The organism is Variovorax sp. GW821-FHT10C12 (genome assembly GCF_059415405.1).
On the sequence record NZ_JBWKNE010000011.1, the window covers coordinates 70,533 to 94,061 of the forward strand.

Annotated in this window: 23 protein-coding genes; 8 read left to right on the forward strand and 15 right to left on the reverse strand. The window is 68.6% G+C overall.

The window, feature by feature from the left end; translation table 11 throughout:
• The first annotated feature begins 70 nt into the window (after positions 1 to 70).
• The 4 genes from AC07OH_RS29450 (at position 71) to AC07OH_RS29465 (ending at position 6,684) form a co-directional block, all read left to right on the forward strand.
• Complete coding sequence (locus AC07OH_RS29450) at positions 71 to 1,366, forward strand: efflux RND transporter periplasmic adaptor subunit (RefSeq protein ID WP_495303053.1); 1,296 nt, start codon at positions 71 to 73, stop codon at positions 1,364 to 1,366.
• 15 nt (positions 1,367 to 1,381) lie between these two features.
• Positions 1,382 to 4,546: an efflux RND transporter permease subunit gene (locus tag AC07OH_RS29455; RefSeq protein ID WP_495303054.1), complete on the forward strand. Its 3,165-nt coding sequence runs from the start codon at positions 1,382 to 1,384 to the stop codon at positions 4,544 to 4,546.
• A complete protein-coding gene (locus AC07OH_RS29460; RefSeq protein WP_495303055.1) occupies positions 4,539 to 5,963 on the forward strand; it encodes an efflux transporter outer membrane subunit in 1,425 nt (474 codons plus the stop codon). The genes AC07OH_RS29455 and AC07OH_RS29460 overlap by 8 nt, the downstream gene beginning before the upstream one ends.
• Positions 5,964 to 6,078: 115 nt before the next feature.
• Entirely contained in the window at positions 6,079 to 6,684 is a 606-nt protein-coding gene (locus AC07OH_RS29465) for a c-type cytochrome (RefSeq protein WP_062481762.1), read from the forward strand.
• 94 nt (positions 6,685 to 6,778) lie between these two features.
• Here the strand turns inward: AC07OH_RS29465 and AC07OH_RS29470 are convergent, their stop codons facing one another.
• The 4 genes from AC07OH_RS29470 to AC07OH_RS29485 form a co-directional block, all read right to left on the reverse strand.
• Entirely contained in the window at positions 6,779 to 7,324 is a 546-nt protein-coding gene (locus tag AC07OH_RS29470; protein WP_495303056.1) for a DUF2946 family protein, read from the reverse strand.
• Positions 7,317 to 8,333 (reverse strand): YheT family hydrolase, encoded by a 1,017-nt coding sequence (locus tag AC07OH_RS29475; RefSeq protein WP_495303057.1) that lies wholly within the window; start codon positions 8,331 to 8,333, stop codon positions 7,317 to 7,319. Before AC07OH_RS29475 ends, AC07OH_RS29470 begins: the two co-directional genes overlap by 8 nt.
• A gap of 81 nt (positions 8,334 to 8,414) precedes the next feature.
• Complete coding sequence (locus tag AC07OH_RS29480) at positions 8,415 to 8,867, reverse strand: YybH family protein (RefSeq protein ID WP_099793396.1); 453 nt, start codon at positions 8,865 to 8,867, stop codon at positions 8,415 to 8,417.
• A gap of 52 nt (positions 8,868 to 8,919) precedes the next feature.
• Positions 8,920 to 9,723 carry a hypothetical protein gene (locus AC07OH_RS29485; RefSeq protein ID WP_495303058.1) on the reverse strand — a complete coding sequence of 268 codons (804 nt, stop codon included), beginning with the start codon at positions 9,721 to 9,723 and terminating at the stop codon, positions 8,920 to 8,922.
• Between the two features lie 47 nt (positions 9,724 to 9,770).
• Here AC07OH_RS29485 and AC07OH_RS29490 point away from each other — a divergent pair, with 47 nt between their 5' ends.
• The 4 genes from AC07OH_RS29490 to trxC are packed head-to-tail and all read left to right on the forward strand — an operon-like array spanning position 9,771 to position 12,358.
• Positions 9,771 to 10,370, forward strand: a complete 600-nt coding sequence (locus tag AC07OH_RS29490) for a LemA family protein (RefSeq protein WP_180288586.1) — start codon at positions 9,771 to 9,773, stop codon at positions 10,368 to 10,370.
• Positions 10,371 to 10,382: 12 nt separating this feature from the next.
• A complete protein-coding gene (locus tag AC07OH_RS29495) occupies positions 10,383 to 11,312 on the forward strand; it encodes a TPM domain-containing protein (RefSeq protein WP_495303059.1) in 930 nt (309 codons plus the stop codon).
• 5 nt (positions 11,313 to 11,317) lie between these two features.
• On the forward strand, positions 11,318 to 11,848 hold the full coding sequence (locus AC07OH_RS29500; RefSeq protein WP_495303060.1) for a TPM domain-containing protein: 531 nt from the start codon (positions 11,318 to 11,320) through the stop codon (positions 11,846 to 11,848).
• A 60-nt stretch (positions 11,849 to 11,908) separates the two neighbouring features.
• The gene (gene trxC, locus AC07OH_RS29505; protein WP_495303061.1) at positions 11,909 to 12,358 is read left to right on the forward strand and encodes a thioredoxin TrxC; all 450 of its coding nucleotides are present in this window, start codon (positions 11,909 to 11,911) and stop codon (positions 12,356 to 12,358) included.
• 18 nt (positions 12,359 to 12,376) lie between these two features.
• On the opposite strand, the gene AC07OH_RS29510 is transcribed toward trxC, so the two are convergent.
• From AC07OH_RS29510 to atpD, 11 genes are all read right to left on the reverse strand, one after another.
• Positions 12,377 to 12,901, reverse strand: a complete 525-nt coding sequence (locus AC07OH_RS29510) for a DUF3617 domain-containing protein (RefSeq protein WP_495303062.1) — start codon at positions 12,899 to 12,901, stop codon at positions 12,377 to 12,379.
• A 69-nt stretch (positions 12,902 to 12,970) separates the two neighbouring features.
• Positions 12,971 to 13,663, reverse strand: a complete 693-nt coding sequence (locus tag AC07OH_RS29515; protein ID WP_495303063.1) for a phosphatase PAP2 family protein — start codon at positions 13,661 to 13,663, stop codon at positions 12,971 to 12,973.
• Between the two features lie 43 nt (positions 13,664 to 13,706).
• Complete coding sequence (locus AC07OH_RS29520; RefSeq protein ID WP_495303064.1) at positions 13,707 to 14,447, reverse strand: hypothetical protein; 741 nt, start codon at positions 14,445 to 14,447, stop codon at positions 13,707 to 13,709.
• Positions 14,448 to 14,619: 172 nt separating this feature from the next.
• Entirely contained in the window at positions 14,620 to 15,363 is a 744-nt protein-coding gene (locus AC07OH_RS29525; RefSeq protein ID WP_495303065.1) for a hypothetical protein, read from the reverse strand.
• Positions 15,364 to 15,504: 141 nt separating this feature from the next.
• Positions 15,505 to 16,635: a Gfo/Idh/MocA family protein gene (locus tag AC07OH_RS29530; protein ID WP_495303101.1), complete on the reverse strand. Its 1,131-nt coding sequence runs from the start codon at positions 16,633 to 16,635 to the stop codon at positions 15,505 to 15,507.
• Between the two features lie 37 nt (positions 16,636 to 16,672).
• Positions 16,673 to 17,638, reverse strand: a complete 966-nt coding sequence (locus AC07OH_RS29535; RefSeq protein ID WP_495303066.1) for a substrate-binding domain-containing protein — start codon at positions 17,636 to 17,638, stop codon at positions 16,673 to 16,675.
• A gap of 54 nt (positions 17,639 to 17,692) precedes the next feature.
• The gene (locus AC07OH_RS29540) at positions 17,693 to 18,733 is read right to left on the reverse strand and encodes an ABC transporter permease (protein ID WP_070063796.1); all 1,041 of its coding nucleotides are present in this window, start codon (positions 18,731 to 18,733) and stop codon (positions 17,693 to 17,695) included.
• Positions 18,696 to 20,234 carry a sugar ABC transporter ATP-binding protein gene (locus tag AC07OH_RS29545; protein ID WP_495303067.1) on the reverse strand — a complete coding sequence of 513 codons (1,539 nt, stop codon included), beginning with the start codon at positions 20,232 to 20,234 and terminating at the stop codon, positions 18,696 to 18,698. Before AC07OH_RS29545 ends, AC07OH_RS29540 begins: the two co-directional genes overlap by 38 nt.
• Positions 20,231 to 21,400 carry an ROK family protein gene (locus AC07OH_RS29550; protein ID WP_495303102.1) on the reverse strand — a complete coding sequence of 390 codons (1,170 nt, stop codon included), beginning with the start codon at positions 21,398 to 21,400 and terminating at the stop codon, positions 20,231 to 20,233. The genes AC07OH_RS29545 and AC07OH_RS29550 overlap by 4 nt, the downstream gene beginning before the upstream one ends.
• A gap of 250 nt (positions 21,401 to 21,650) precedes the next feature.
• Entirely contained in the window at positions 21,651 to 22,070 is a 420-nt protein-coding gene (locus AC07OH_RS29555; protein ID WP_489062057.1) for a F0F1 ATP synthase subunit epsilon, read from the reverse strand.
• A gap of 18 nt (positions 22,071 to 22,088) precedes the next feature.
• Positions 22,089 to 23,504: a F0F1 ATP synthase subunit beta gene (gene atpD / locus AC07OH_RS29560; RefSeq protein ID WP_062480184.1), complete on the reverse strand. Its 1,416-nt coding sequence runs from the start codon at positions 23,502 to 23,504 to the stop codon at positions 22,089 to 22,091.
• Between the last annotated feature and the right edge of the window lie 25 nt (positions 23,505 to 23,529).

Consider the following 23,529-nt stretch of genomic DNA (forward strand, 5'->3'; position numbering starts at 1 on the left):
CCTGCCCGTGCTGGTTTACGGATCTCTCCCGCAAACGCGCCATCTCCCGTCTTCGCATCAAAGGAATCACATGCCTCTTCTGCATGTCTCGCGTCAACCGTCCTTGTCGTTTTCGCCGCGTCTCGCGACCGTGGCCCTCGTCTCCCTCCTGTTCCTGGCCGCCTGCGGCAAGGGCGAGGCCCCGGCCGGACCGGGCGGCGGTGGCGGTGGCGCCCGTCCGGCGCCTGAAGTCGGCGTGGTGACGGTCAAGCCCACCGACGTGGGCCTCGTGACCGAGCTGCCCGGCCGCCTCGAAGCCTCGCGCATCGCCCAGGTGCGCGCCCGCACCCCCGGCATCCTGCTCAAGCGCGAGTTCCGCGAAGGCAGCGACGTGAAGGCCGGCCAGCTGCTGTTCCGCATCGACCCGGCACCGCTGGTGGCCGCCACGCAGAACGCCCAGGCCGCCCTGGCCCGCGCCGAAGCCAACGCCGTGCAGGCCAAGGCACTGGCCGACCGCTACAAGCCGCTGGTCGAGGCCAACGCCGTGAGCAAGCAGGAATATGCAACGGCCGTGGCCTCCGCCAAGACGGCCGAGGCCGACGTGGCCGCCAACCGCGCGCTGCTGCAGACCGCCAAGATCAACCAGGGCTACGCCGACGTCACCTCGCCCATCGCGGGCCGCATCGGCCGCGCGCTGGTCACCGAAGGCGCACTGGTCGGCCAGGGCGACGCCACCGAGCTGGCCGTGGTGCAGCAGATCAACCCGCTGTACGTGAACTTCACGCAGTCGGCCTCCGACGTGCTCAAGCTGCGCCGCGCCGTGGCCGCCGGCCAGTACAAGCGTGCCAGCGGCGAAGAAGCCGCGAGCATCCGCGTGGTGCTGGAAGACGGCACCGACTACGGCCAGGACGGCAAGCTGCTGTTCTCCGACCTCACGGTCGACCCGACCACGGGCCAGGTCACGCTGCGCGCCGAGATCCCGAACCCCAAGGGCGAGCTGCTGCCCGGCCTGTACGTGCGCGTGAAGCTCGAGCAGGCCCAGGTGACGAACGCGATCACGGTGCCGCAACAGGCCGTCACGCGCACCCAGCAGGGCGACCACCTGACGGTGGTCAGCGCCGACGGCAAGCTGAGCCAGCGCACCGTGAAGATCAGCGCCGCCAAGGACAACCAGTGGGTGGTGCTCGACGGCCTGAAGGCCGGCGAACAGGTGATGGTCGACGGCTTCCAGCGCCTGCAGATGATGCCGCCCGGCACGCCCGTGAAGGCAGTGCCGTGGCAGAAGCCGGCGCCGAACGGCGCGGCTGCACCCGCGGCACCGGCAGCGTCTGCTGCCGCAGCGGCACCCGCCGCCAGCCCGGCTTCGGCCCCGGCTGACAAGAAGTAATCAGGAGCGCCTCGCATGGCCAAATTCTTTATCGACCGACCGATCTTCGCGTGGGTGATCGCACTGTTCATCATCGTGGTGGGCGGCGTCGCCATCACGCAGTTGCCGATCTCGCAGTACCCGCCGGTGGCCCCACCGGCCATCGTGATCAACGTCGCCTACCCCGGTGCCTCCGCACAAACGCTCGAGGACAGCGTGCTGTCCGTGATCGAGCGCGAGATGAACGGCTCGCCCGGCCTGATCTACATGGAATCGGTGGCCCAGGCCGACGGCACCGGCGCCATCACCATCAGCTTCGAGGCCGGCACCAACGAAGACCTCGCGCAGGTGGACGTGCAGAACCGGCTCTCGCGCGCCACGCCGCGGCTGCCCTCGGCCGTGACGCAGCAGGGCGTGCGCGTCGACAAGTCGCGCAACAACTTCCTGCTGTTCGCGATGCTGTCTTCGGACAACCCCGACTTCGACCCGGTGGCGCTCGGTGACTACGCCGCGCGCAACATCGTGCCGGAACTGCAGCGGATCGACGGCGTGGGCCAGGCCCAGCTGTTCGGCTCCGAGAACGCGATGCGCATCTGGATCGACCCGGCGAAGCTGCAGGGCTTCAACCTGTCGGCCAACGACGTGAATGCCGCAATCCGCGCGCAGAACGCCCAGGTGGCCTCGGGCACGCTCGGCGACCTGCCGAACATCCCCGGCCAGGCGATCTCCGCCACGGTCACGGTGAACGGCCAGCTCAACAGCGTCGAGCAGTTCCAGAACATCGTGCTGCGCGCCAACACCGACGGCTCGACCGTGCGCCTGAAGGACGTGGCACGCGTCGAACTCGGCGGCCAGAACTACGCCACCTCCGCACGCCTGAACGGCGTGCCCGCGGTCGGTATCGGCGTGCAGCCCACGCCCACCGGCAACGCGCTGAAGTCGGCCAAGGCGGTGCGCGCCAAGATGACCGAGCTGGAACGCTACTTCCCCAAGGGCGTGAAGTGGGACATTCCTTATGACAGCTCGCGCTTCGTGCAGATCTCGATCTCCGAAGTGGTGAAGACGCTGTTCGAAGCCATCGCGCTGGTGTTCCTGGTGATGTTCCTGTTCCTGCAGAACTGGCGCTACACGATCATCCCGACCATCGTGGTGCCGATCGCGCTGCTGGGCACCTTCGCCACGCTGCTCGCGCTGGGCTTCTCGATCAACGTGCTCACCATGTTCGGCATGGTGCTGGTGATCGGTATCGTGGTGGACGACGCCATCGTGGTGGTGGAGAACGTCGAGCGCATCATGAGCGAAGAGGGGCTCTCGCCACTCGACGCCACGCGCAAGGCGATGCAGCAGATCTCGGGCGCCATCATCGGCGTGACCGTGGTGCTGATCTCGGTGTTCGTGCCGCTGGCCTTCTTCGCGGGTTCGACCGGCAACATCTACCGCCAGTTCTCGGCGGTGATGGTGGCCTCGATCGGCTTCTCGGCCTTCATGGCGCTGTCTCTCACGCCGGCGCTGTGCGCCACGCTGCTCAAGCCGGTGGAAGCCGGCCACCACCATGAGAAGCGCGGCTTCTTCGGCTGGTTCAACCGCGGCTTCTCGCGCACTGCCAAGGGCTACGAAGGCGTGGTCGCGCGCATCCTGCGCCGCGCCGCACGCTACCTCGTGATCTACGCTGCGATCATCGGCGCCGTCGCGTACTTCTACTCGCACCTGCCGAGCTCGTTCCTGCCCGAGGAAGACCAGGGCAACATCATCGTGAACGTGCAACTGCCCCCGGGCGCGACGCAAGAGCGTTCGCTGTCGGTGATGCAGCAGGTCGAAGGCTTCATCCTGAAGCAGCCTGAAGTGCAGAGCATCGTGAGCGTGATGGGCTTCAGCTTCTCGGGCCAGGGCCAGAACGCGGGCCTCGCCTTCGTGACGCTGAAGGACTGGGAAGAACGCAAGGACCCGGCCCACTCGGCCAGCGCGCTGGCCGGCCGTGCCTTCGGTGCGCTGTCGGGCATCCGCGACGCCTTCATCTACCCGCTGAGCCCGCCGCCGATTCCCGAGCTGGGCAACGCCAGCGGCTTCAGCTTCCGGCTGCAGGACCGTTCGGGCGCAGGCCACGAGGCGTTGATCAATGCACGCAACCAGCTGCTGGGCATGGCCTCGCAGAGCAAGATCCTCGCGCAGGTGCGCCCTGACGGCCTGGAAGACGCGCCGCAGCTGGAGATCGACATCGACCGCGACAAGGCCAACGCCCTCGGCGTGAGCTTCGACGCGATCAACAGTGCGCTGTCGACCTCGCTGGGTTCGAGCTACATCAACGACTTCCCGAACCGCGGCCGCCTGCAGCGCGTGGTGGTGCAGGCCGATGCGCCGGCACGGATGCAGCCGGACGACCTGCTGCGCCTGAACGCCGTCAACACCAAGGGCCAACCGGTGCCGCTGTCGGCTTTCGCGACCACCAAGTGGGTCTCGGGCGCCACGCAGACCGTGCGCTACAACGGCTACCCCGCCATCCGCATCAGCGGTGACGCGGCGCCGGGCCAGAGCACGGGCGCGGCCATGGCCGAGATGGAAAAGCTCGCCGGCCAGCTGCCGCAAGGCTTCGGCTTCGAGTGGACCGGCCAGTCGCGTGAAGAAAAGCTCGCCGGCTCGCAGGCCATGATCCTGTACGGCTTCGCGATCCTGGCGGTGTTCCTCTGCTTGGCCGCGCTGTACGAGAGCTGGTCGATCCCGCTGTCGGTGATCCTGGTGGTGCCGCTGGGCGTGCTGGGTGTGCTGGTGGCGACGATGCTGCGCGCCTACTCCAACGACGTGTACTTCCAGGTGGGCCTGATCACGATCATCGGCTTGTCGGCGAAGAACGCGATTCTGATCATCGAGTTCGCGAAAGACCTGCAGGCGCAGGGCCGCGGCGTGGTCGAGGCCGCGCTCGAGGCCGCGCACCTGCGGTTCCGTCCCATCATCATGACCTCGCTGGCCTTCGGCCTGGGCGTGCTGCCGCTGGTCCTGGCCTCGGGCGCTGGCTCGGCGAGCCAGCGCGCCATCGGCACCGGCGTGCTCGGCGGCATGGTGACCGGCACGATCCTGGCCGTGATCTTCGTTCCAGTGTTCTTCGTGGTGGTGCGCACGCTGTTCAAGGGCAGCGCGCGCCAGCACGAGGCCGACAAGCGGCATGCGGCCGCGGCCGGCATCACGGGAGACCAAACACATGACTAAGAAACCTCTGATTCCTACCGTGCTGGCGGCGGCGATGCTGCTGGCAGGCTGCTCGCTGATTCCGACCTACGAGCGCCCTGCGGCGCCAGTGCCGACCACCTTCCCGGGTGACCCGGCGCAACCGGCCGGCCAGGCTGCGGCCGCCCTGCCCTGGCAGGACTTCTTCACCGACCCGCGCCTGGCGGGCCTGATCCAGACGGCGCTGGCGAACAACCGCGACCTGCGCGTGTCGGTGCTCAACATCGAGCAGGCGCGTGCGCAGTTCCAGATCGAACGCTCGGCGCTGTTCCCGGCGCTCGGCCTCACGGGCACGGGCTCGCGCTCGAGCCCCAACGCCTACCAGGCGATCGATCCGACGCAGGGCAGCGTGGCCTCGCAGTACGCGGTCAACTTCGGCTTCACCGCGTGGGAGCTCGACTTCTTCGGCCGCATCCGCGCACTGAAGGACCAGGCGCTGTCGCAGTACCTGGCCACCGAAGAGTCGCGCAAGGCCGCGCAGATCAGCCTGATCGCGGCCGTGGCCAGCGGCTGGCTCACGCTGCTGGCTGACGACGAGCTGCTCGAGATCACGCGCCAGACGATGGTCACGCGCGACGAGTCGGTGCGCCTGACCAAGCTGCGCTTCGACAACGGCGTGTCGTCCGAGATCGACTTCCAGGCCGCGAACTCGCAGGCCGAGACCGCTCGCGCCGCCTATGCGCAGCAGCAGCGCGCCCGCCTGCAGGACGAGAACGCGCTCGCGCTGTTGCTCGGTGCGCCGGTGCCGGCCGAGGCCACTGCCGGCGGCACCAAGGGGCTCGCGGGCATCCGCCCGATGCCCGACGTGCCGGCCGGCCTGCCCTCCGACCTGCTGACCGAGCGGCCCGACATCCGCGCGGCCGAGCAGCAGCTGATCGCGGCCAACGCCAACATCGGCGCAGCGCGCGCGAACTTCTTCCCGCGCGTGTCGCTGACGAGCTCGATCGGCACCGCGAGCAGCGAGTTCTCGGGCCTGTTCGACCGCGGCACCAAGGCCTGGAGCTTCGCGCCCACGGTCACGCTGCCGATCTTCGATGCGGGCCGCAACATCGCGGGGCTCAACTCGGCCAAGGCCGGGCGCGAGATCGCGGTGGCGCAGTACGAGAAGTCGGTGCAGACCGCCTTCCGCGAAGTGGCCGACGCCCTCGCGGGCCGCGCCACGCTGGGCGAGCAGGCGCGCGCGCAGACCGCGCAGGCCGACGCCGAGGCGGTGCGCTACAAGCTCTCCGACCTGCGCTATCGCAACGGCATCGCCAGTGCGCTCGACCTGCTCGACGCACAGCGTTCGCTGTTCACGGCGCAGCAATCGGCCGTGGCCACGCGCCTGCTGCAATTGCAGAACCAGGTCACGCTGTACAAGACGTTGGGTGGCGGCTGGACCACACGCAACAACGGTTGAGACACCTGCGCGTCCGATATGGAGAGGTCAATTGCCCGCGCGGGCAAAGGGCCTCTCTATAATCGCCGGTTGGTTAGAAAAAGCCCCCGACGAGCCCCCCGTTATTGAGGACGCCATGAGCGCAGACCCGCACAACCAGGCCACAGAAGAAGCCCATACCGGCCCGATCAAGAACCCGAAGCAACTGCTGCTCGCGGTATTTTTCTCTTTCATCATTCCGATCCTGATCATCGTGGGCCTCGTGTCCTATGTGGTCTCGGGCACCAAGCCCGCCGGTACAGCGGAGGGCGACAACATGGCGCTCTACGGCGTGACCAAGGAATCGCGCGACCGTGAAGTGGCCGAGCGCCTGAAGAAGGTCGGCTCCATCGAGATCCGTGACGCCAACCGGCCGCTGGCCGCTGGCGATGCCGTGTTCAAGGCCCAGTGCGTGGCCTGCCACGGCGCACCCGGCATCCCCGGCGCCCCGCACCTGAACGACGCCGCAGCCTGGGGCCCGCGCATCGGCCAGGGCTACGCAACCCTGCTCGAGCACGCGCTCAAGGGCAAGGGCGCCATGCCCGCCCAGGGCGGTGGCGACTTTGAAGACATCGAAATCGGCCGTGCCGTGGTGTACCTGGCCAACGCCGGCGGCGCCAAGTTCCCGGTGCCGGACCGTCCGGCAGCGGCTGCCGCGCCGGCCGAAGGTGCTTCGGCTGCGGCCAGCGCACCTGCCAAGTAAGCAATCGACGGCGCCTCGCGCCCATGAAAAAACCGGCTCTCAGGCCGGTTTTTTTACGTCCGGACAATCCGGAATGCTATCTTTTCAGTAGCTATCAAGCCGCACCTGCATGATGTTCTGCCGGGCTCAGCACATGCCCGAAGCGCCCCGGCAGGTCGTCCGCCTGCACCGCCTCCGGCGTCCAGAGTCCCTGCTCGATCGCTTCGGCGGCGATGCCCACGTCCTGCGTGTGCACCAGCCCGAGCCCTGCCGGCGCAACCAGATAGAGCCGGCCCTGCTCGTCGAGCAGGCAGCCGGTCACCTCGGCCGGCGCGCCCGTGTGGGCCGTGACCGTGAACGCGTTCTCGCCCTGCTGCGCCACGCGCCACACCAGCGGCGCCGCCTCCAACTCGACGTACACGCGCTGCGGCCCGTTCTGGAAGAACCACTGGCCGTCCGCGTCGTGCTCGTAGTTGCGGTGAATGAAGTCGATCAGCTTATCGTGCCGGAGCATCGAGCCCTTGGCGCTGCGAAACGGGCCCTGGGCCTGCGTACGGTCGTCGCGCATGTACCAGTTGCCGCGCGCGTCCAGGCCCAGCCAGCCGTAGCAATGCGGCACATTCGGCCACTTGGCCAACGCCTGTTTGACGATGTCATCCATGGGCCGTATTTTGCGCCTGCGTCGACGAGAGGTGGTGGGCCAGCCACCCGCCCACGCGCTCGGGCATCCCGCCCACATGCCCCGGCGGCAGGCCGAGCGGAAAGCCCACGTGGCCGCCGCCCGCGGGCTGCCACAACGTGACGTGCGACCCGACCTCGCTGGGCCCGGGCAGGCTGCGGGCCGGAATGAAGGGGTCGTTGCGGGCGTTCACCACCAGCGCGGGCACGCGGATCGCGCCCAGCAGCGGCTTGGACGAGCCGCGCGCCCAGTAGTCGTCGGTGTTGCGAAAGCCGTGCAGCGGCGCCGTGAACACGTCGTCGAAGTCGTAGAGATCGCGCGCCGCCATCAGCCGGTCGCGGTCGAACAGGCCCGGGAACTGCGCCAGCTTGGCCAGCGCCTTGGGCTTCATGGTGGCGAGGAACATGCGCGTGTAGACCAGCCGGTTGAAGCCGCGCCCGATCGCCTCGCCGCCCGCTGCGAGGTCGAGCGGCGCACACACCGATGCCACCGCATCGACCGAGGCGCGCGCGGTGTCGCCCGCCTCGCAGGCCCAACACAGCAGCGCATTGCCGCCCAGCGAGACGCCGGCCGCCAGCACCGGCCCGCCGCCGCCCTGCACCACGTGCTGCGCGTGCATGCGTCGCAGGATCCAGTCGATCTCTTCGTGGTCGCCCGAGTGGTAGGCGCGCGGCGCGAGGTTCAGCTCGCCGCTGCAGCCGCGGAAGTGCGGCACCGCGAAGGCCATGCCACGCGACGCGGCAAAGGCCGCGAAGGCTTCGGCGTAGTGGCTGCGCGACGAACCCTCGAGCCCGTGGAACAGCACCAGCAGCGGTCGGGGGCCGGGCTGCGGCGCATCGGCGAAGTCGACGTCGATGAAGTCGCCGTCCGGCGCGGTCCAGCGCTCGCGGCGGTACACCGGCGCCGGCCCGTCGAAGCGGCGCGCCCACAGCGCGGCCCAGATGGTCTGGAGATTGCCGCCGGGCAGCCAGCGCGGCGCGATGTAGCCCATCGCATCGTGCGCAGCGGGCGACGCAGAAGTCGGAGAGAAAGAGGACGAAGGAAAGGGAGAGGCCATCGCTCGGGGCAGGACTCAGTGAAGAACCTGCGGCGTATCGTTCGCATCGTCCGGCTCGCGCGCGCTGCCCGGGCTCGCGTGGTGCGCCACCAGGCGCCAGCCCTGCGCGGTCTTGTGATACACGTTGGTGGCCAGCACGAATGCGTGGCGCGGCCCCTCGGCCGTGAGCACCTCGATGCGCTCCAGCACGTTGTGCACGGCGCTCGCGAGCGACTCGATCTTGCGCACGCGCGCCGGCGTCGCATGGATCGCACCGTTGCCGAACATCTGCTCGAAGGCCGCGCGGATCGCCACCGCGCCCACCAGCCGCGGGCCGCCCGGGTGGACACAGAACACCTCGTCCTCGTCGGCCCAGCAGGCCATCAGCGCATCGACATCGCCGCGTTGCAGCGCTTCGTAGAAGGCGGCCTCGACATCGTCGGCAGTGCCGCCGATGGCCGCGGCGGCGCGGAAAGGGGTCTTGGGCATGGCGGTGAAGGGCGAGAGCGAAGGGGGTACGGCAGATTTTGCCCTGCCCGCGTCACGGCCATGTGGCAGCAGGTGACCGGGCCGCGGGGGCTTCGGTAACGGACGCGGGAATCAGCCACGCGCGCGCCGCGGCCTCGGTGGCGCCCTGCGCAGCCTGCCACACCATCTCGGGCGCGGCCACGTGCACGCCCGGCGGCGCCACGCGCAGCGCGAGGTCGACCAGCTCGGCCATCTTGGGCGCGCGCACCGGCTGCTCGTTGGCCGGCACCATGAACCGCATGATCGACAGCATCCAGGCGGCCAGCCGCTCACCCACATTGGCCAGGCGCACGTCGGCCGGCTTGCGCGCCGAGCGCAGCAGGATCAGGCGCTCGAAGCCGCAGGCGACCACGGCCTGCTCGTCGAGGCTGGCCAGCCCGCGCTTGAGCGCCTCGGGCAGCCGGCCGCGGTCGTGCGGCTGCACGATGGCCAGCGTGCGCACGCCGCTGGCGCGCAGCCAGCGCGCCAGTTCGGGCAGGTCGGCGGGCTCGGGGTGCCACAGCGCGCGCTCGCGGCCGTGGTACAGGCGCGGCGGGTCGAAGGCGATCACCGCGACATCGGCCGCGACCGGCGGCCACTGCGCGATCGGCAGCGCCGGGCACAGAACACTTTCGACGCCGGGCAGCCCGTCGTGCATGGGCTCGCGCGCCAGCACGCGCGTGAGCTGGAAGCGGTGGCGGCCCGCGAGCCGGTGCAGCAGCTCCTGGCCGAGCGCGCCGGTCGCACCCGCGATCAGCAGCGTGCCGGTGGGCGGCGCGGCCGCCGGTGGGAGCGCGCGGTTCGCAGCTTGCAGGGCGTGGAGGGGATCGAGGGCCATGACCCCATCTATGCTAACTTCGGCCTCCTTCTGCGGAGGTAATGCAAATGATGATGAAGCGCTGGTTCCTGATTCTCGCGGCCGTCCTGTCCCTCAGCGGATGCGGCTACAACCAGTTCCAGTCCCTCGACGAGGCCAGCAAGTCGGCCTGGAGCGAGGTCCTCAACCAGTACCAGCGGCGTGCCGACCTCGTGCCGAACATCGTCGCCACCGTGAAGGGCGAGGCCAGCTTCGAGCAGGACACGCTCACCAAGGTGATCGAGGCGCGCGCCAAGGCCACCTCGATCCAGGTGACGCCCGAGACGCTCAACAACCCCGAAGCCTTCAACAAATTCCAGCAGGCGCAGGGCGAGCTTTCGTCGGCGCTGTCGCGGCTGATGGTGGTGTCGGAGCGCTACCCCGAGCTCAAGGCCAACCAGGCCTTCCGCGACCTGCGCGTGACGCTCGAGGGCACCGAGAACCGCATCACCGTGGCGCGCAACCGCTACATCGAGAGCGTGCAGGAGTACAACGTGCTCGCGCGCAGCTTCCCGACCAACCTCACGGCCATGGTCTTCAGCTACAAGCCCAAGGCGAACTTCTCGGTGCAGAACGAAGCCCAGATCTCGACGCCGCCCACGGTCGATTTCAGCGCCCCGAAGAAGTAAGAAGCGGCGCCGATGGCCGCTGCCCTGATCCACCGCGCACTGGCTGCGATCTTCATCGCAGCCCTCGCCTGGGCCGGCCTGCCCGCGCTGGCGCAAAGCCTGCTGCCGATCCCCGCGCTCACGGCGCGCGTGATCGACCAGACCGCCACGCTCGACGCCGCGCAGCGCTCGGGCCTCGAGACCAAGCTCGCGGCCTTCGAGCAGCGCAAGGGCTCGCAGATCGTGGTGCTGATGGTGCCGACCACGGCGCCCGAAGACATCGCGAGCTACGCGCAGCGCGTCGGCGACGCCTGGAAGATCGGCCGCAAGGGCGTGGGCGACGGCCTCCTGGTCATCGTCGCCAAGGACGATCGCAAGATGCGCATCGCCACGGCCAAGACGCTCGAAGGCGCGGTGCCCGACCTCGCGGCCGTGCGCATCATCGACGAGGAGATGAAGCCGCGCTTTCGCAACAACGACTTCGCGGGCGGCTTGAACGCGGCGGTGGACCGACTCATCGGCCTGGTCGACGGCGAGCCGCTGCCCGAGCCTTCGCGCAACAGCAGTAGCGGCAGCAGCAACGACGGCTTCGACTGGGAGAACCTCGCGATCTTCCTGTTCGTCGGTGTCTTCGTCGGCGCGCCGATCGCGCGCGCCATCCTGGGCAAGACGCTGGGCTCGGTCGCCATGGGCGGCGGCATCGGCGTGGTCGCGTTCTTCCTCACGACCAGCACCGTGATCGCGGTGATCGCCGGAATGATCGCGCTCATGGTCTCTCTGTTCTCGGGTCTCGCCGGCTTCGGTCCTGGTCGCGGCGGCCGAGGAGGAGGCGGCGGCGGTGGCGGCTGGAGCAGCGGTGGTGGAGGCGGCGGCTGGGGCGGAGGCGGCGGTGGTGGCGGCGGCGGTTTCAGCTCCGGCGGCGGTGGCAATTTCGGCGGCGGCGGCGCCTCGGGAGACTGGTGAACGACATGGCTACTGCAGACCCCACGCTCTTCTCGAAGCTGGGCCGCATCTGGCGGCATCGCTGGACCGACGAAGCCGCGGTGCGCCGCGTGCTGCCGGCCGATGCACTGGAGCGCCTGGCCGGCCGCGTGGCCGCGAGCGAGCGGCGCCACAGCGGCGAAGTCCGCATCTGCGTCGAGGCCGGCCTGCCGATGTCCTACCTGTGGCGCCACGCGTCGCCTCGCGAACGCGCCGTCATGCTGTTCGGCAAGCTGCGCGTGTGGGACACCGCGCACAACAACGGCGTGCTGATCTACCTGCTGCTGGCCGAGCACGCCATCGAGATCGTGGCCGACCGCGGCATCGACGCGCATGTGGACAGCGCCGAATGGGCCGCGATGACGCAGCGCATGGGCACGGCCTTCCGCGAAGGCCGCTTCGAGGACGGCATCACGCTGGCGCTGGAAGAGGTGTCGGCGCTGCTGATGGCCCACTTCCCGCTGGCCGACGACCAGCCCGACACCAACGAGCTGCCCGACGCGCCTGTGGTGCTCTGAGGCCCGGCGCCCTCGGCGCCCGTGCCTTGCAATCCGTGTACATGGCCCTATTTTTCGGGCATGACCGAATCCGAATCGCTGCACATCGTCTGCCCGCACTGCCACACGACCAACCGCGTGCGCACGGCGCAACTGGGCAGCGCGCCCGACTGCGGCAGCTGCCACCGTCCGCTGTTCACCGGCCACTCCACCGCACTGCCCGACGTGACCACCTTCGATCGCCACATCGCGCGCAACGAGATTCCCGTGCTGGTCGATTTCTGGGCGCCCTGGTGCGGCCCGTGCCGCCAGATGGCGCCGGCCTACGAACAGGCGGCGGCCCAGCTCGAACCGCAGGTGCGGCTGGCCAAGGTCGACACCGAGGCCGTGCAGGCGCTGGGCGCGCGCTTCAACATCCGCAGCATCCCGACGCTGGCCCTGTTCAAGGGTGGCCGCGAGGTCGCGCGGCAGGCCGGCGCGATGGGCGCGGCCGACATCGTGCGCTGGGTCAAGGCGAACGGCGCGGGCTGATCCGACCACCGGCCGCGCTCACTTGCGCGGCGGCATCTTCGCCATCGCGTCGAGCATGTTCATCTTCATGCCGTTGCCCATGACCATGTCGCCCGGCTTCTGGCCCGGCTTGCAGGGGCCGACCCATTTGGCGTCGACGACGCTCGTGCCTTCGGTGCGGCCCATCAGTGGCGGGCTGTAGGTCGACTTGCTTTCGACGCGGTAGGCGCTGCTGAAGTCGCCGGTCATCACGGCGCGCGAGGTCGCGGTGGTGGGGCCGATCTTGCAGACCGAGTCGATGACCAGCTTCACGCCTTCGAGGCGCAGGTCCTGCTTGGAACACATGTCCTTGCCCATGCCCTGCCCCATCTCGCGCATTGCCTTGTCGGTGGCCGCGTCGATGCATTGCTGGATCGTCTGGCCCGGCGTCTTGGCCGGGGCCGCGCCGCCCTCGCCGGTCTGGATTTCCCACAGGCCCGCCTTGCGTGCCGGGTAGTCGATGGCGAAGGCGGGGCCGGCCAGGAGGCAAGCAGCAGCGGCGATGGAGAGCAGGCGAAAGGTCATGGCGGGCTCGGTGAACAGCGATGCCGCTTTGTACCGTCGGTGCCCGCGCGGCGGAATACCGCGATCGGTCTACGCCGCGACCGGCGCCAGCGCCGCCGATGGGCGCTCGCGCAACGCGAAGCCCATCGCCAGACCCAGCCCGAGGCCACCCAGCACGTCGATCAGCACGTGCTGGCGCACGGCCATCGTCGAGTACACGATGGCCACGGCCCAGACGAGGTTGAGCAGCCGCAGCCAGCCCGGCGCGCCGGCTTCGCGCAACTGCCGCGCCAGCACGATGCAGGCGAAGACCGAGAACGACACATGCAATGAAGGAAAGGCGTTGCCCGCCGCATCGAAGGTCTTGAGGAAGTGCAGCGACGAGCCCGGTGCAGCATCGATCGCGAAGTTCGGGATCGCCGTCGGCATCCACCAGAACACAGCCAGCGCGATCGCCGTCATCACCGCGCAGCCGATGGCGATGGTGTTCAGCTCGCGCCGGTCCTTCGCCAGCAGCACCGGCAGCGCGATGTAGGCCCACAGCGTGAGGTACACCGGCAACATCGCCGGCCAGAACGCGATCAGCCGGTCGACGGCCGTGAGCGGCAGCACCCACGCGGGCCCGGCGTTGTGCATGACCCAGAAGTACAGCGGGAAGAAGCCCAGCGTGGCGACGGTGTTGCCAGCGAGCTTGAGCAGCCACAGCGTCCGGCAGCGCTGCCAGAGGGCCGCGGGCCAACGGTGGGTGCCCGCAGCGACGGGTTCGGAGGAGGCGAGGGTCATGGATGGCAGAGGCGTGCGCCCGTGTGCATCCACTGTATTCGCTTCAGCGCACCTCCGACGTGACCACCGTGGCCGGGCATGCGCCCGAAGCAGCACCGCTCGGCACAGACATCAGCGTCTCTCTCAGGGTGAGCAACACCCGGCGCGAGCACTGCTCCGACACCAGCGCCGCTCGCTCCACCTTCTCCGTCTTGCCTTCGAAGTAGCGGAAGGTTCTCTGAGGAGTCGCGCCACCTGGCATCGTCTTCGCGGCCATGGACACGGCAAGCTCCACGGACTCTCGCATCAGTGCCCCCGCCATCTGGCGCAGCGGTGCACCGTTGTCGCGACGCCAGTACCCCAGGATGTCGGGCTCGTCGAGCGGCGACGACACGACGCGGATCACGCTCTCGTAGACGGGCGCGCCCTGAGTCCCCGCACGCCGCACGCTCACGGCGTTGTCGAGCACGAGTGCGGCCTGATCCTGCGTGAGCGCGAACACGGGCGCGCTCTGCACAGACCACGTCTCGCCGGTCGAATCGGCAGGCGCCTGCACGCTCGATGCCAGCTCGGCATGCGTGTAGGCCGAGAGCATCGGGCGGTAGGGCAGCAGGACGCGATCGGCCTCTTCCTGGAGCTTGGTCTTCTGCGCGTTCTTGGCGGATTCGTTCATCAGGCCGTGCACGATGATCGCGGCCAGCAGGCCCGCGGCATTGGGCGCGGGGTACACCATGGGCGCGCTGCCCACGCCGGCACTGTCGAAACTCTCCAGCCCCCTGAAGGCCACGGGATCGGTGGTGGGCAACTGGATCGCCCATCGCGGCGACGTGGCCACGGCCGACGGCGGCGCAAGAGACGCCGGCGGTGCCGCCGGCTCTTCCTGCGCACAGACGCTGGAAACCCCCAGAACGGCGCATGCGATGGCAGCCCGCCACACGGCGATCGGCGCCCGGGCGCTCGGTGACGCGCGCACAGGCCTACTGCCCGTCGGGTGCGGTGGCGGCAGACGCGCCCGCGGCACGAAGCGCGGCGCTGCCGAGCGGCTTGAGCACGCTGTCGCGGCTGGCCTCCACGACCTGGAAGTAGGCATTGGTCAGGCCCGGGAACTTGGGCGGCTCGTCCCATTTCTCACCTGCACTGCGGCTGACGTCGATCGGCAGGTACCAGAGGTAGGTGTTGGACTTCAGGTCGACCAGGTAGGCGGCGCCGGTGACGACGGCCTTGGGGTCGCTGGTGGGCACATAGGACGAATACGTCCGCACGTAGCCGACCAGGGGCATGTCGATGACCAACAGCTTGTCGATGGCATGCTTGGTGCGCAGCGAGGCGAAGTCCTTGCGCGACGCTGTGGGCACCTCGGTGCGGATGTCGGGCAGCGACTTGAGATCGATGGGTTCCTTGATGACGACGACCTCGACGTTCTTCTTGCGCAGCGCGGTCGCTGCGTCCTCCTTGAGTGCCCCCAGGTCGTCGTGCGCCAGGGTCTCGGAGTGCTTGGTCAGCGAGGCGTTGGATGCGCTGGCAAACGCGTAGCAAAGCAGGCAGCCTGCGCCGGGGAAGTAGGTGTCGACCTTGGGCAGCGCCGACATCGCGACGCCGACCCGGGCACCCTTCGAACTCAGCGCCTCCGCTTCCAGGGGCACCGGCTGTTGCGGCTTGATCGCGCACCCGCTCAGAAAAATGCCAAGCACCGCGGTGGCGGCCATCAGATTCCATCTCATCTTCTTCTCCTCGTTTGTTATGGACGGCAGAACTGACGGGATTAAACCTGCGCCCGCGGAAGCGCCGCCACGCCTTTGAGAAGGCGCGGCTCAAATTGTGACATTTTGTGAACTAGTTGCGAAACTTTCGATGCCGTGCCGTCACCACGACGTCCACTTCAGCTCGCTTCCAGCCGACGCCACCGTGCGCTCGATGAAGCGCACGCCGCGCGCCCCGTCTTCCACGCGTGGATAGTCCGCCGCCAGCGGATCGGCCACCTGCCCCGCGAGCCGCGCGCGGATGTCCGCCGCCACGCCCGCATAGACGTTCGCGAATGCCTCGATGAAGCCTTCGGGATGGCCGGCCGGCAGGCGGCTCGCGCGCCGCGCCGACTCGCACAGCCAGGGCGCGCCGCGCGTGAGCACGCGCCGGGGGCCGTCGTGCGGCAGGTGCACGAGCTGGCTCGGCTGCTCCTGGCGCCATTCGAGCGTGCCCAGCGTGCCGGAGACGCGCAGGCGCAGGTCGTTCTCCAGCCCGGTGTTGATCTGCGAGGCCACCAGTACGCCGCGCGCGCCGCCTTTGAAGCGCAGCAGCAGGCTGCCGTCGTCGTCGAGCAGGCGGCCCGGCACCAGCGCGCCGAGGTCGGCGCACAGGCTCTCGATCTCCAGGCCCGTGACGGTGGCGACGAGGTTCTCGGCGTGCGAGCCGATGTCGCCGATGGCACCGGCCGCGCCGCTGCGCGCGGGGTCGGTGCGCCAGTCGGCCTGCTTGTTGCCGCCCGCGGCTTCGACGTGGCTGGCGAGCCAGCCCTGGTTGTATTCGACGACGACCTTGCGGACCTCGCCGATCTGGCCTGTGCGCACCATCTCGCGCGCCTGCCGCACCATCGGGTAGCCGGTGTAGTTGTAGGTCACGCCGAACACCGTGCCCTGCCGGGCCACGGTGGCGACCAGCGCATCGGCCTGCGCGCGCGTGTGCACCAGCGGCTTGTCGCACACCACATGAAAGCCCGCCTCGGCGAAGGCTTGCGCCACCGGATAGTGCACGTGGTTGGGCGTGACGATCGAGACGAAGTCGATGCGCTCATCGGCCGGGCGCTTCAGCTCGTCGGCCAGCAGCGCCTGCCAGTCGCCGTGGTTGCGGTCGTCGGCCAGGCCGAGGTCGCGGCCCGAGGCGCGCGCCTTGTCCGGGCTCGACGACAGCGCACCGGCGACCAACGCGATCTGGCCATCGAGCGCCATGGCCTTGCGGTGCACGGCGCCGATGAAGGCGTCGCGACCGCCGCCGACCATGGCGCAGCGCAGGGGACGTGAAGCGATCTCGGTCACCTTAGAACGGCGAGTTCGGGTGGTAGAAGTCCTTGGCGTTCTCTTTGGTGATCAGCACCGACGGAATGATCGTGGTCGCCGGCAGCTTCTCGCCCTTCAGGCGCGCCTCGGCCGTGAGCTTGATCGCGTCGTAGATGAACTTGGGCGAGTAGCTCACGTCGGCCGTGATGCGCTTGTCCTTGGCGTCCATGATGGTCTTGACCATGTCCTTGGCGCCCGCGCCGCCGAACACGATCTTGATGTCGTCGCGCTTGGCCTGCGCGATGGCCTTGAGCACGCCCACGGCCATGTCGTCGTCGGCGGCCCAGATGGCGTCGATCTGCTTGAAGCGCGTCAGGTAGTCCTGCGTGACCTTGAAGGCGTCGTCGCGGTTCCAGTTGGCGTACTTGGCGTCGAGCAGCTTGATGTCGGGGCTGCCCTTGAGCACGGCGTTGAAGGCGTCCATGCGCTCGTTGTCGAGCGTGGTGGCGATGCCGCGCAGCGCCACCACATTGCCCTTGCCGCCGAGCTGCTTGACGATGTACTCGGCCGGGATCTTGCCGAAGGCCGTGTTGTCGCCGGCCACATACGCATCTTGTGCGCTGGTGTCGGTGAGGCCGCGGTCGACCACGGTGACGTACGCGCCCTTGGCCTTGACCTGCGCGACCGGCTTGGTCAGTGCGGCCGATTCAAAGGGGAACACGACGAGCGCGTTGATCTTGGTGACCGTCGACAGGTCTTGCAGCTGGTTGGCCTGTTCGGGCGCGTTGGCTGCGGTCTTGATCGTGATCTTCAGGTCCTTGTGCTCTTTCTCGAGGTCCTTCTTCGCCTGGTTGGCCCAGTAGTTGATGCCGCCCATGAAGCTGTGCGTGGCCGCGGGAATCGACACGCCGAGGTTGACCTTGTCCGCGGCAAGCGCGGGCAGGCTGGCGGCGAACGCTGCGGTGGCAACCGCCGTGAGCGCGAGGCGTCGGGTGAAAGTCGTCATGCTGGATGTCTCCTCTTGGGTGGGTGGAACGGGAACGGAACGAACAACGAAAAACTAGCGGCGTCCGCGCTGCAGGAACGCGACGACGATGATCACGAAGCCCTGGACGGCTGCGTTGAGGTACACGCTGATGATGCTGGTGAGGTTCAGGATGTTGCTGATGACCGAGAGCAGGATCGCGCCCACCACCGTGCCGGTGATGCTGCCCGCGCCGCCCTTCAACGCGGTGCCGCCGACGATCACCGCGGCGATCGCTTCGAGCTCCCACAGCAGGCCCGTGGTCGGCGAGGCCGAGCCCAGGCGCGGCACGTACAGCAGCGTGGCAATGCCCACGCACACGCCGAGCAACACGTAGGTGAGGATCTTCACGCGGTCGACGTCCACGGCCGCGTAGCGTGCCACCTGCTCGTTGGAACCGATGGCCTGCACGTAGCGCCCGTAGGCGGTGCGATTGAGGATGACGCCGCCGATGATCGCGACGATCACGAACACCCACACCGGCACGGGAATGCCCGCGAGGCTCGCGTAGTACACGGGCGCGTAGAGATCGGACAGCTCGTTGTCGAGCGTGAGCGCGCCGCCGTCGGCAAAGTACGTGAGGTACGCGCGGAAGATGCCCAGCGTGCCCAGCGTCACGATGAAGGGCTCGATGCGTCCCTTGGTGATGAGCAGGCCGTGCGCCAGGCCGAACAGCGCGCCGAGCACCACGGCGAGCACCGCGCCCATCATCACCGCCATCAGCGGCGAGCCCGAGGCGGGCCCGGCCCAGTTGATGAACATGATCACGCTGCCCGCGATGAGCGCGGCCATCGAGCCGACCGACAGGTCGATGCCGCCCGAGATGATCACGAAGCACATGCCCACCGCGATGATGCCGATGAAGGCGGTGCGCGTGAGCACGTTCATCGCGTTGTCGACGGTGGCGAAGTCGCCGTTGAGCAGCGTGCCCGCGATGCACAGCAGCACGAGGCCGATGACCGGGCCGAGGCCGTGCAGGCGCTCGGTCCAGCGCGGCTTGGCCTCGCTGCGATGCGCTGCTGCCGCGGTGACGGCCGCTTCAGGCTGCGGTGGAGGTGTCTGCAGTTCCGGTGGCATGAGCGATGAGCTCCTCTTCAGTCAGGTGGGTCGCGTCGAGCGTGGCAACGAGCCGGCCCGCGCGCATCACCGCGACGCGGTGGCACAGGCCGATCAGCTCCATCAGTTCGGACGAGACGACGATCACCGCGAGGCCTTCGCGGGCGAGTCGCTGGATCAGGAAATAGATGTCGCGCTTGGCGCCGATGTCCACGCCGCGCGTGGGCTCGTCCAGCACCACCACCTTGGGCTGTGGCTGCAGCACTTTGGCGAGCGCGAGCTTCTGCTGGTTGCCGCCCGACAGCGACGAGGCGCGCACGTCGAGCGAGCCGGTGCGGATGCCGTAGTCCTTCACCGCCTCGCCGAGCGCCGCGCGTTCCGCGTCGGGCTTCAGCCAGGGCTGCGCGTAGCGCTCGAGCGCCATCAGCGTGAGGTTCTGGCGCAGGCCGAAGTGCACGTGCAGGCCCTTGCCCTTGCGGTCTTCGCTGAGATAGGTGAGGCCGTGTTTCGCCGCGTCGCGCGGGTTGCGCCAGCCCTTGCCCTGCGGCACGGGCTCGCCACGCATCTCGACGGTGCCGCTGGCCGGGCGCAGCCCGAGCAGGCCTTCGAACAGCTCGGTGCGGCCGGCGCCGACGAGGCCCGCGAAGCCGAGGATCTCGCCGGGGCGCACCTCGAAGCTCGCGTCCTGCGCCCAGCCGGGCACGCTGAAATTGCGCACGCGCAGGGCGGGCTTGTCGGCGGCCACGACGAGGTCGCGCGGCGGGTACAGGTCAGCCAACTCGCGGCCCACCATGAGGTTGGCCATCTGCTGGCGCGAGACCTCGGGCGTCGGTGCGCGCGCCACGAAGCGCCCGTCGCGCATCACGATCACCTCGTCGGTGACCTGCTCCACTTCGTCGAGCTTGTGCGAGATGTAGACGATGGTCACGCCGTCGGCGCGCAGCTGCGCGATGAGCTTGAACAGGCGCTCGGTTTCGCCGGGCGTGAGCGTGGCGGTGGGCTCGTCCATGACGAGCAGGCGCGCGCGGCGGGCGATGGCCTTCGCGATCTCGACGAGCTGCTTCTCGGCGACGATGAGGCGGCGCACCTTGGTGCGCGGGTCGATGGCCAGGCCGACGGCGGCGAGCGCGGCGGCGGCATCGCGCTCCATCGCGGCGTCGTCGAGCAGCCAGCCCTTTTTCTTCTCGTGGCCCAGGAAGATGTTCTGCGCCACGCTGAGGTCTTCGGCGAGGTTGAACTCCTGGTGGATCAGCACGATGCCCAGTGCCTCGGCATCGCGCGAGCTCGTGAACTGCTGCGGCTGGCCGTTGATGCGCAAGGTGCCGCTGGTCAGCGACTCGTAGCCCGACAGGATCTTCATCAGCGTGGACTTGCCCGCGCCGTTCTCGCCCAGCAGCCCGTACACGCGCCCCGGCGCGAGCGCAAAGCTCACACCGTGCAGCACCTGCACGGGGCCGAAGGCCTTCACCACGCCGTCGAACTCGACGGCCACGCTGCCCTTGGTCTCGACGGCGTTCGTCATGGCGCCACCCCGCGGGCCTTGAGCGTTTCCTGCATCGCCAGCACGCCCGCGCCAACGAGGCCACCCTGCGTGCCCAGCGGCGTGTACTGGATCTCCAGGTGCCGCGTCGACAGCGCGAGCGAGCGCTGGTAGACGCTCTGGCGCACGGCCGCGAGAAACAGCGGCCCGATGCGCGTGATGCCGCCGCCGATGAACACGTGCGAGGGATTGAAGAAGTTGACGACCGACGCGAGCATCTGGCCGATCAGGCTGCCCGCGCGCTGGATGATGGCGTTGGCCGCCGGGTCGCCGCCGCGGCTGGCCTGGCCCACATCGAAGGCATCGATGCGCCCGCGCGTGCGCAGGCACTCGGCGAGCGTCGCGCTTTCGCCGGCTTCGGCCGCCTGCATCGCCATGCGCGTGATCGCGGGGCCGGCCGCCATCGCCTCGACGCAGCCCAGGTTGCCGCAGTGGCAGCGCGGGCCTTCCTGATCGACGCAGATGTGGCCCACGTCGCCGGCCGAGCCGGCGGCGCCGCGGTACACCTCGCCGTGGCAGACGATGCCGCAGCCGATGCCGGTGCCGATCTTGATCACGAGGAAATTGGAGAGCGAGCGCCGCAGCCGCCACAGCTCGCCGAGCGCCATCAGGTTGACGTCGTTGTCGACGAACACCGGCGCGGCATAGTCCTCGCGCAGGTAGTCGCGGATCGAGAAGCTGTCCCAGGCCGGCATGAGCGGCGGGTTCACGAGCTGGCCGATCTCGAAGTTGACCGGGCCGGGCACGCCGATGCCGATGCCCAGGACGTTGCGTGCGCCCTGCCCGCAACGCGCGAGCAGTTCGCGCATCAGCACGCGCACACGGGCCAGCACCACGGCCGGGCCTTCGCGCACGTCGGCGGCTTCTTCGTGCTGGGCGAGCACCGTGAGGTCGGGGCGCAGCACCGCGACGTCGAGGCTGGTGGCGCCGATGTCGATGCCGACGAGCACGCCGAGTTCGGCATTGAGCTGGAGGTTTTCGGCGCGCCGTCCGCCCGAGGAGCGTTGCAGGCCGGCCTCGGCGAGCAGGCCCTGGTCGACGAGGCCGGCGATCAGGCCGTTGGCCTTGCTCTTGGAGAAGCCGAGCTGTTCGGCCATGGCATGGCGCGAGCCGCCGGCCGACCAGAAGGTCGATTCCAGCAACCGCATTTCGTCGGTCGTGATGCCGCTCCAGGGTGCCACGCGTTTGTCTCCGCTCTTTTTGGAAAGGCGCCGGTCGAACGATCGGGTGATCGGCAGCCGGGCGAAGGCGAATACTAGGAGGGCATCTTCAGCCGGGCAAGGCTGAACTTCGACCTATTTCAGATCGAACACACCTTCGTCCTGGCAGGGACAGACGAAAAAAAGCCGCCCGGAGGCGGCTTTCTCGTTGCGTCTGCCCGAAGGCAGAGGCGTTGATTTACTTCTTCTGGCGGTACTTGCGCAGCGCAGCGATCTGCGCGGCCATCACGGCCAGTTCCGACTGCGCCATCGCGATGTCGATGTCGCTCTTCGCGTTCTTCAGCGCTTCCTCGGCGGCCGCCTTGGCGTGGTTGGCCTTCTCGTCGTCGAGGTCCTTGCCGCGGATCGCGGTGTCGGACAGCACGGTGACGGCGTCGGGCTGCACTTCGAGAATGCCACCGGCCACGAAGACGAACTCTTCGCCGCCGTCGGCCGTTTCGATGCGCACGGCACCCGGGCGGATGCGCGTGATCAGTGGCGTGTGACGCGGATAGATGCCGAGCTCACCGGCTTCACCGGGCAGCGCGACGAACGTGGCTTCGCCCGAGAAGATCGACTCTTCCGCGCTGACCACATCGACGTGAATGGTGTTGGCCATCTGAGTTCCTATGCCGCCTTAGGCGACCTTCTTGGCTTTTTCGAACGCTTCGTCGATGGTGCCGACCATGTAGAACGCTTGTTCCGGCAGGTGGTCGGCTTCGCCGTTCACGATCATCTTGAAGCCGCGGATGGTTTCCGACAGCGGCACGTACTTGCCCGGCGAACCCGTGAACACTTCGGCCACGTGGAACGGCTGCGACAGGAAACGCTGGATCTTGCGGGCGCGGGCCACGGCGAGCTTGTCGTCGGGCGCCAGTTCGTCCATGCCCAGAATCGCGATGATGTCGCGCAGTTCCTTGTAGCGCTGCAGCGTGCCTTGCACGGCGCGGGCCACGTTGTAGTGCTCTTCGCCGACCACGTTCGGGTCGAGCTGGCGCGAGGTCGAGTCCAGCGGGTCCACGGCGGGGTAGATACCGAGCGAAGCGATGTCACGTGACAGCACCACGGTCGAGTCCAAGTGGGCGAAGGTCGTGGCGGGCGACGGGTCGGTCAAGTCGTCGGCAGGGACGTACACGGCCTGGATCGAGGTGATCGAGCCGACCTTGGTCGACGTGATCCGCTCTTGCAGACGGCCCATTTCCTCGGCCAGCGTCGGCTGGTAGCCCACGGCGGAAGGCATGCGGCCCAGCAGTGCCGACACTTCGGTACCGGCCAGCGTGTAGCGGTAGATGTTGTCCACGAAGAACAGCACGTCGCGGCCTTCGTCGCGGAACGACTCGGCGATGGTCAGGCCGGTCAGGGCCACGCGCAGACGGTTGCCCGGGGGCTCGTTCATCTGGCCGTAGACCATGGCGACCTTGGAGTCTTCGAGCTTCTCGAGGTTCACGACGCCGGAGTCGGCCATCTCGTGATAGAAGTCGTTGCCTTCACGGGTACGTTCGCCCACACCAGCGAACACCGACAGACCCGAGTGGGCCTTGGCGATGTTGTTGATGAGTTCCATCATGTTCACGGTCTTGCCCACGCCGGCACCACCGAACAGGCCCACCTTGCCGCCCTTGGCGAACGGGCACACCAGGTCGATCACCTTGATGCCGGTTTCCAGCAGGTCTTGCGACGGCGACAGTTCGTCGTACGCGGGGGCCTTGCGGTGGATGGAGGCGGTCAGCGTCTGGTCGACCGGACCACGCTCGTCGATGGGCGCGCCCAGCACGTCCATGATGCGGCCCAGCGTCGCCTTGCCCACGGGCACGGTGATGGGGGCTTGCGTGTTGGTCACGATCAGGCCGCGGCGCAGGCCGTCGGAAGAACCCAGCGCAATCGTGCGGACCACGCCGTCGCCGAGCTGCTGCTGGACTTCGAGCGTCAGTGCGCTGCCTTCGAACTTGAGGGCGTCGTAGATCTTGGGCATCTTGTCGCGCGGGAATTCCACGTCGACCACAGCGCCAATACACTGAACGATCTTGCCTTGAACTGCTTCTGCTTGAGCCATGTCTGCTCCGATAAAAATTTAAATC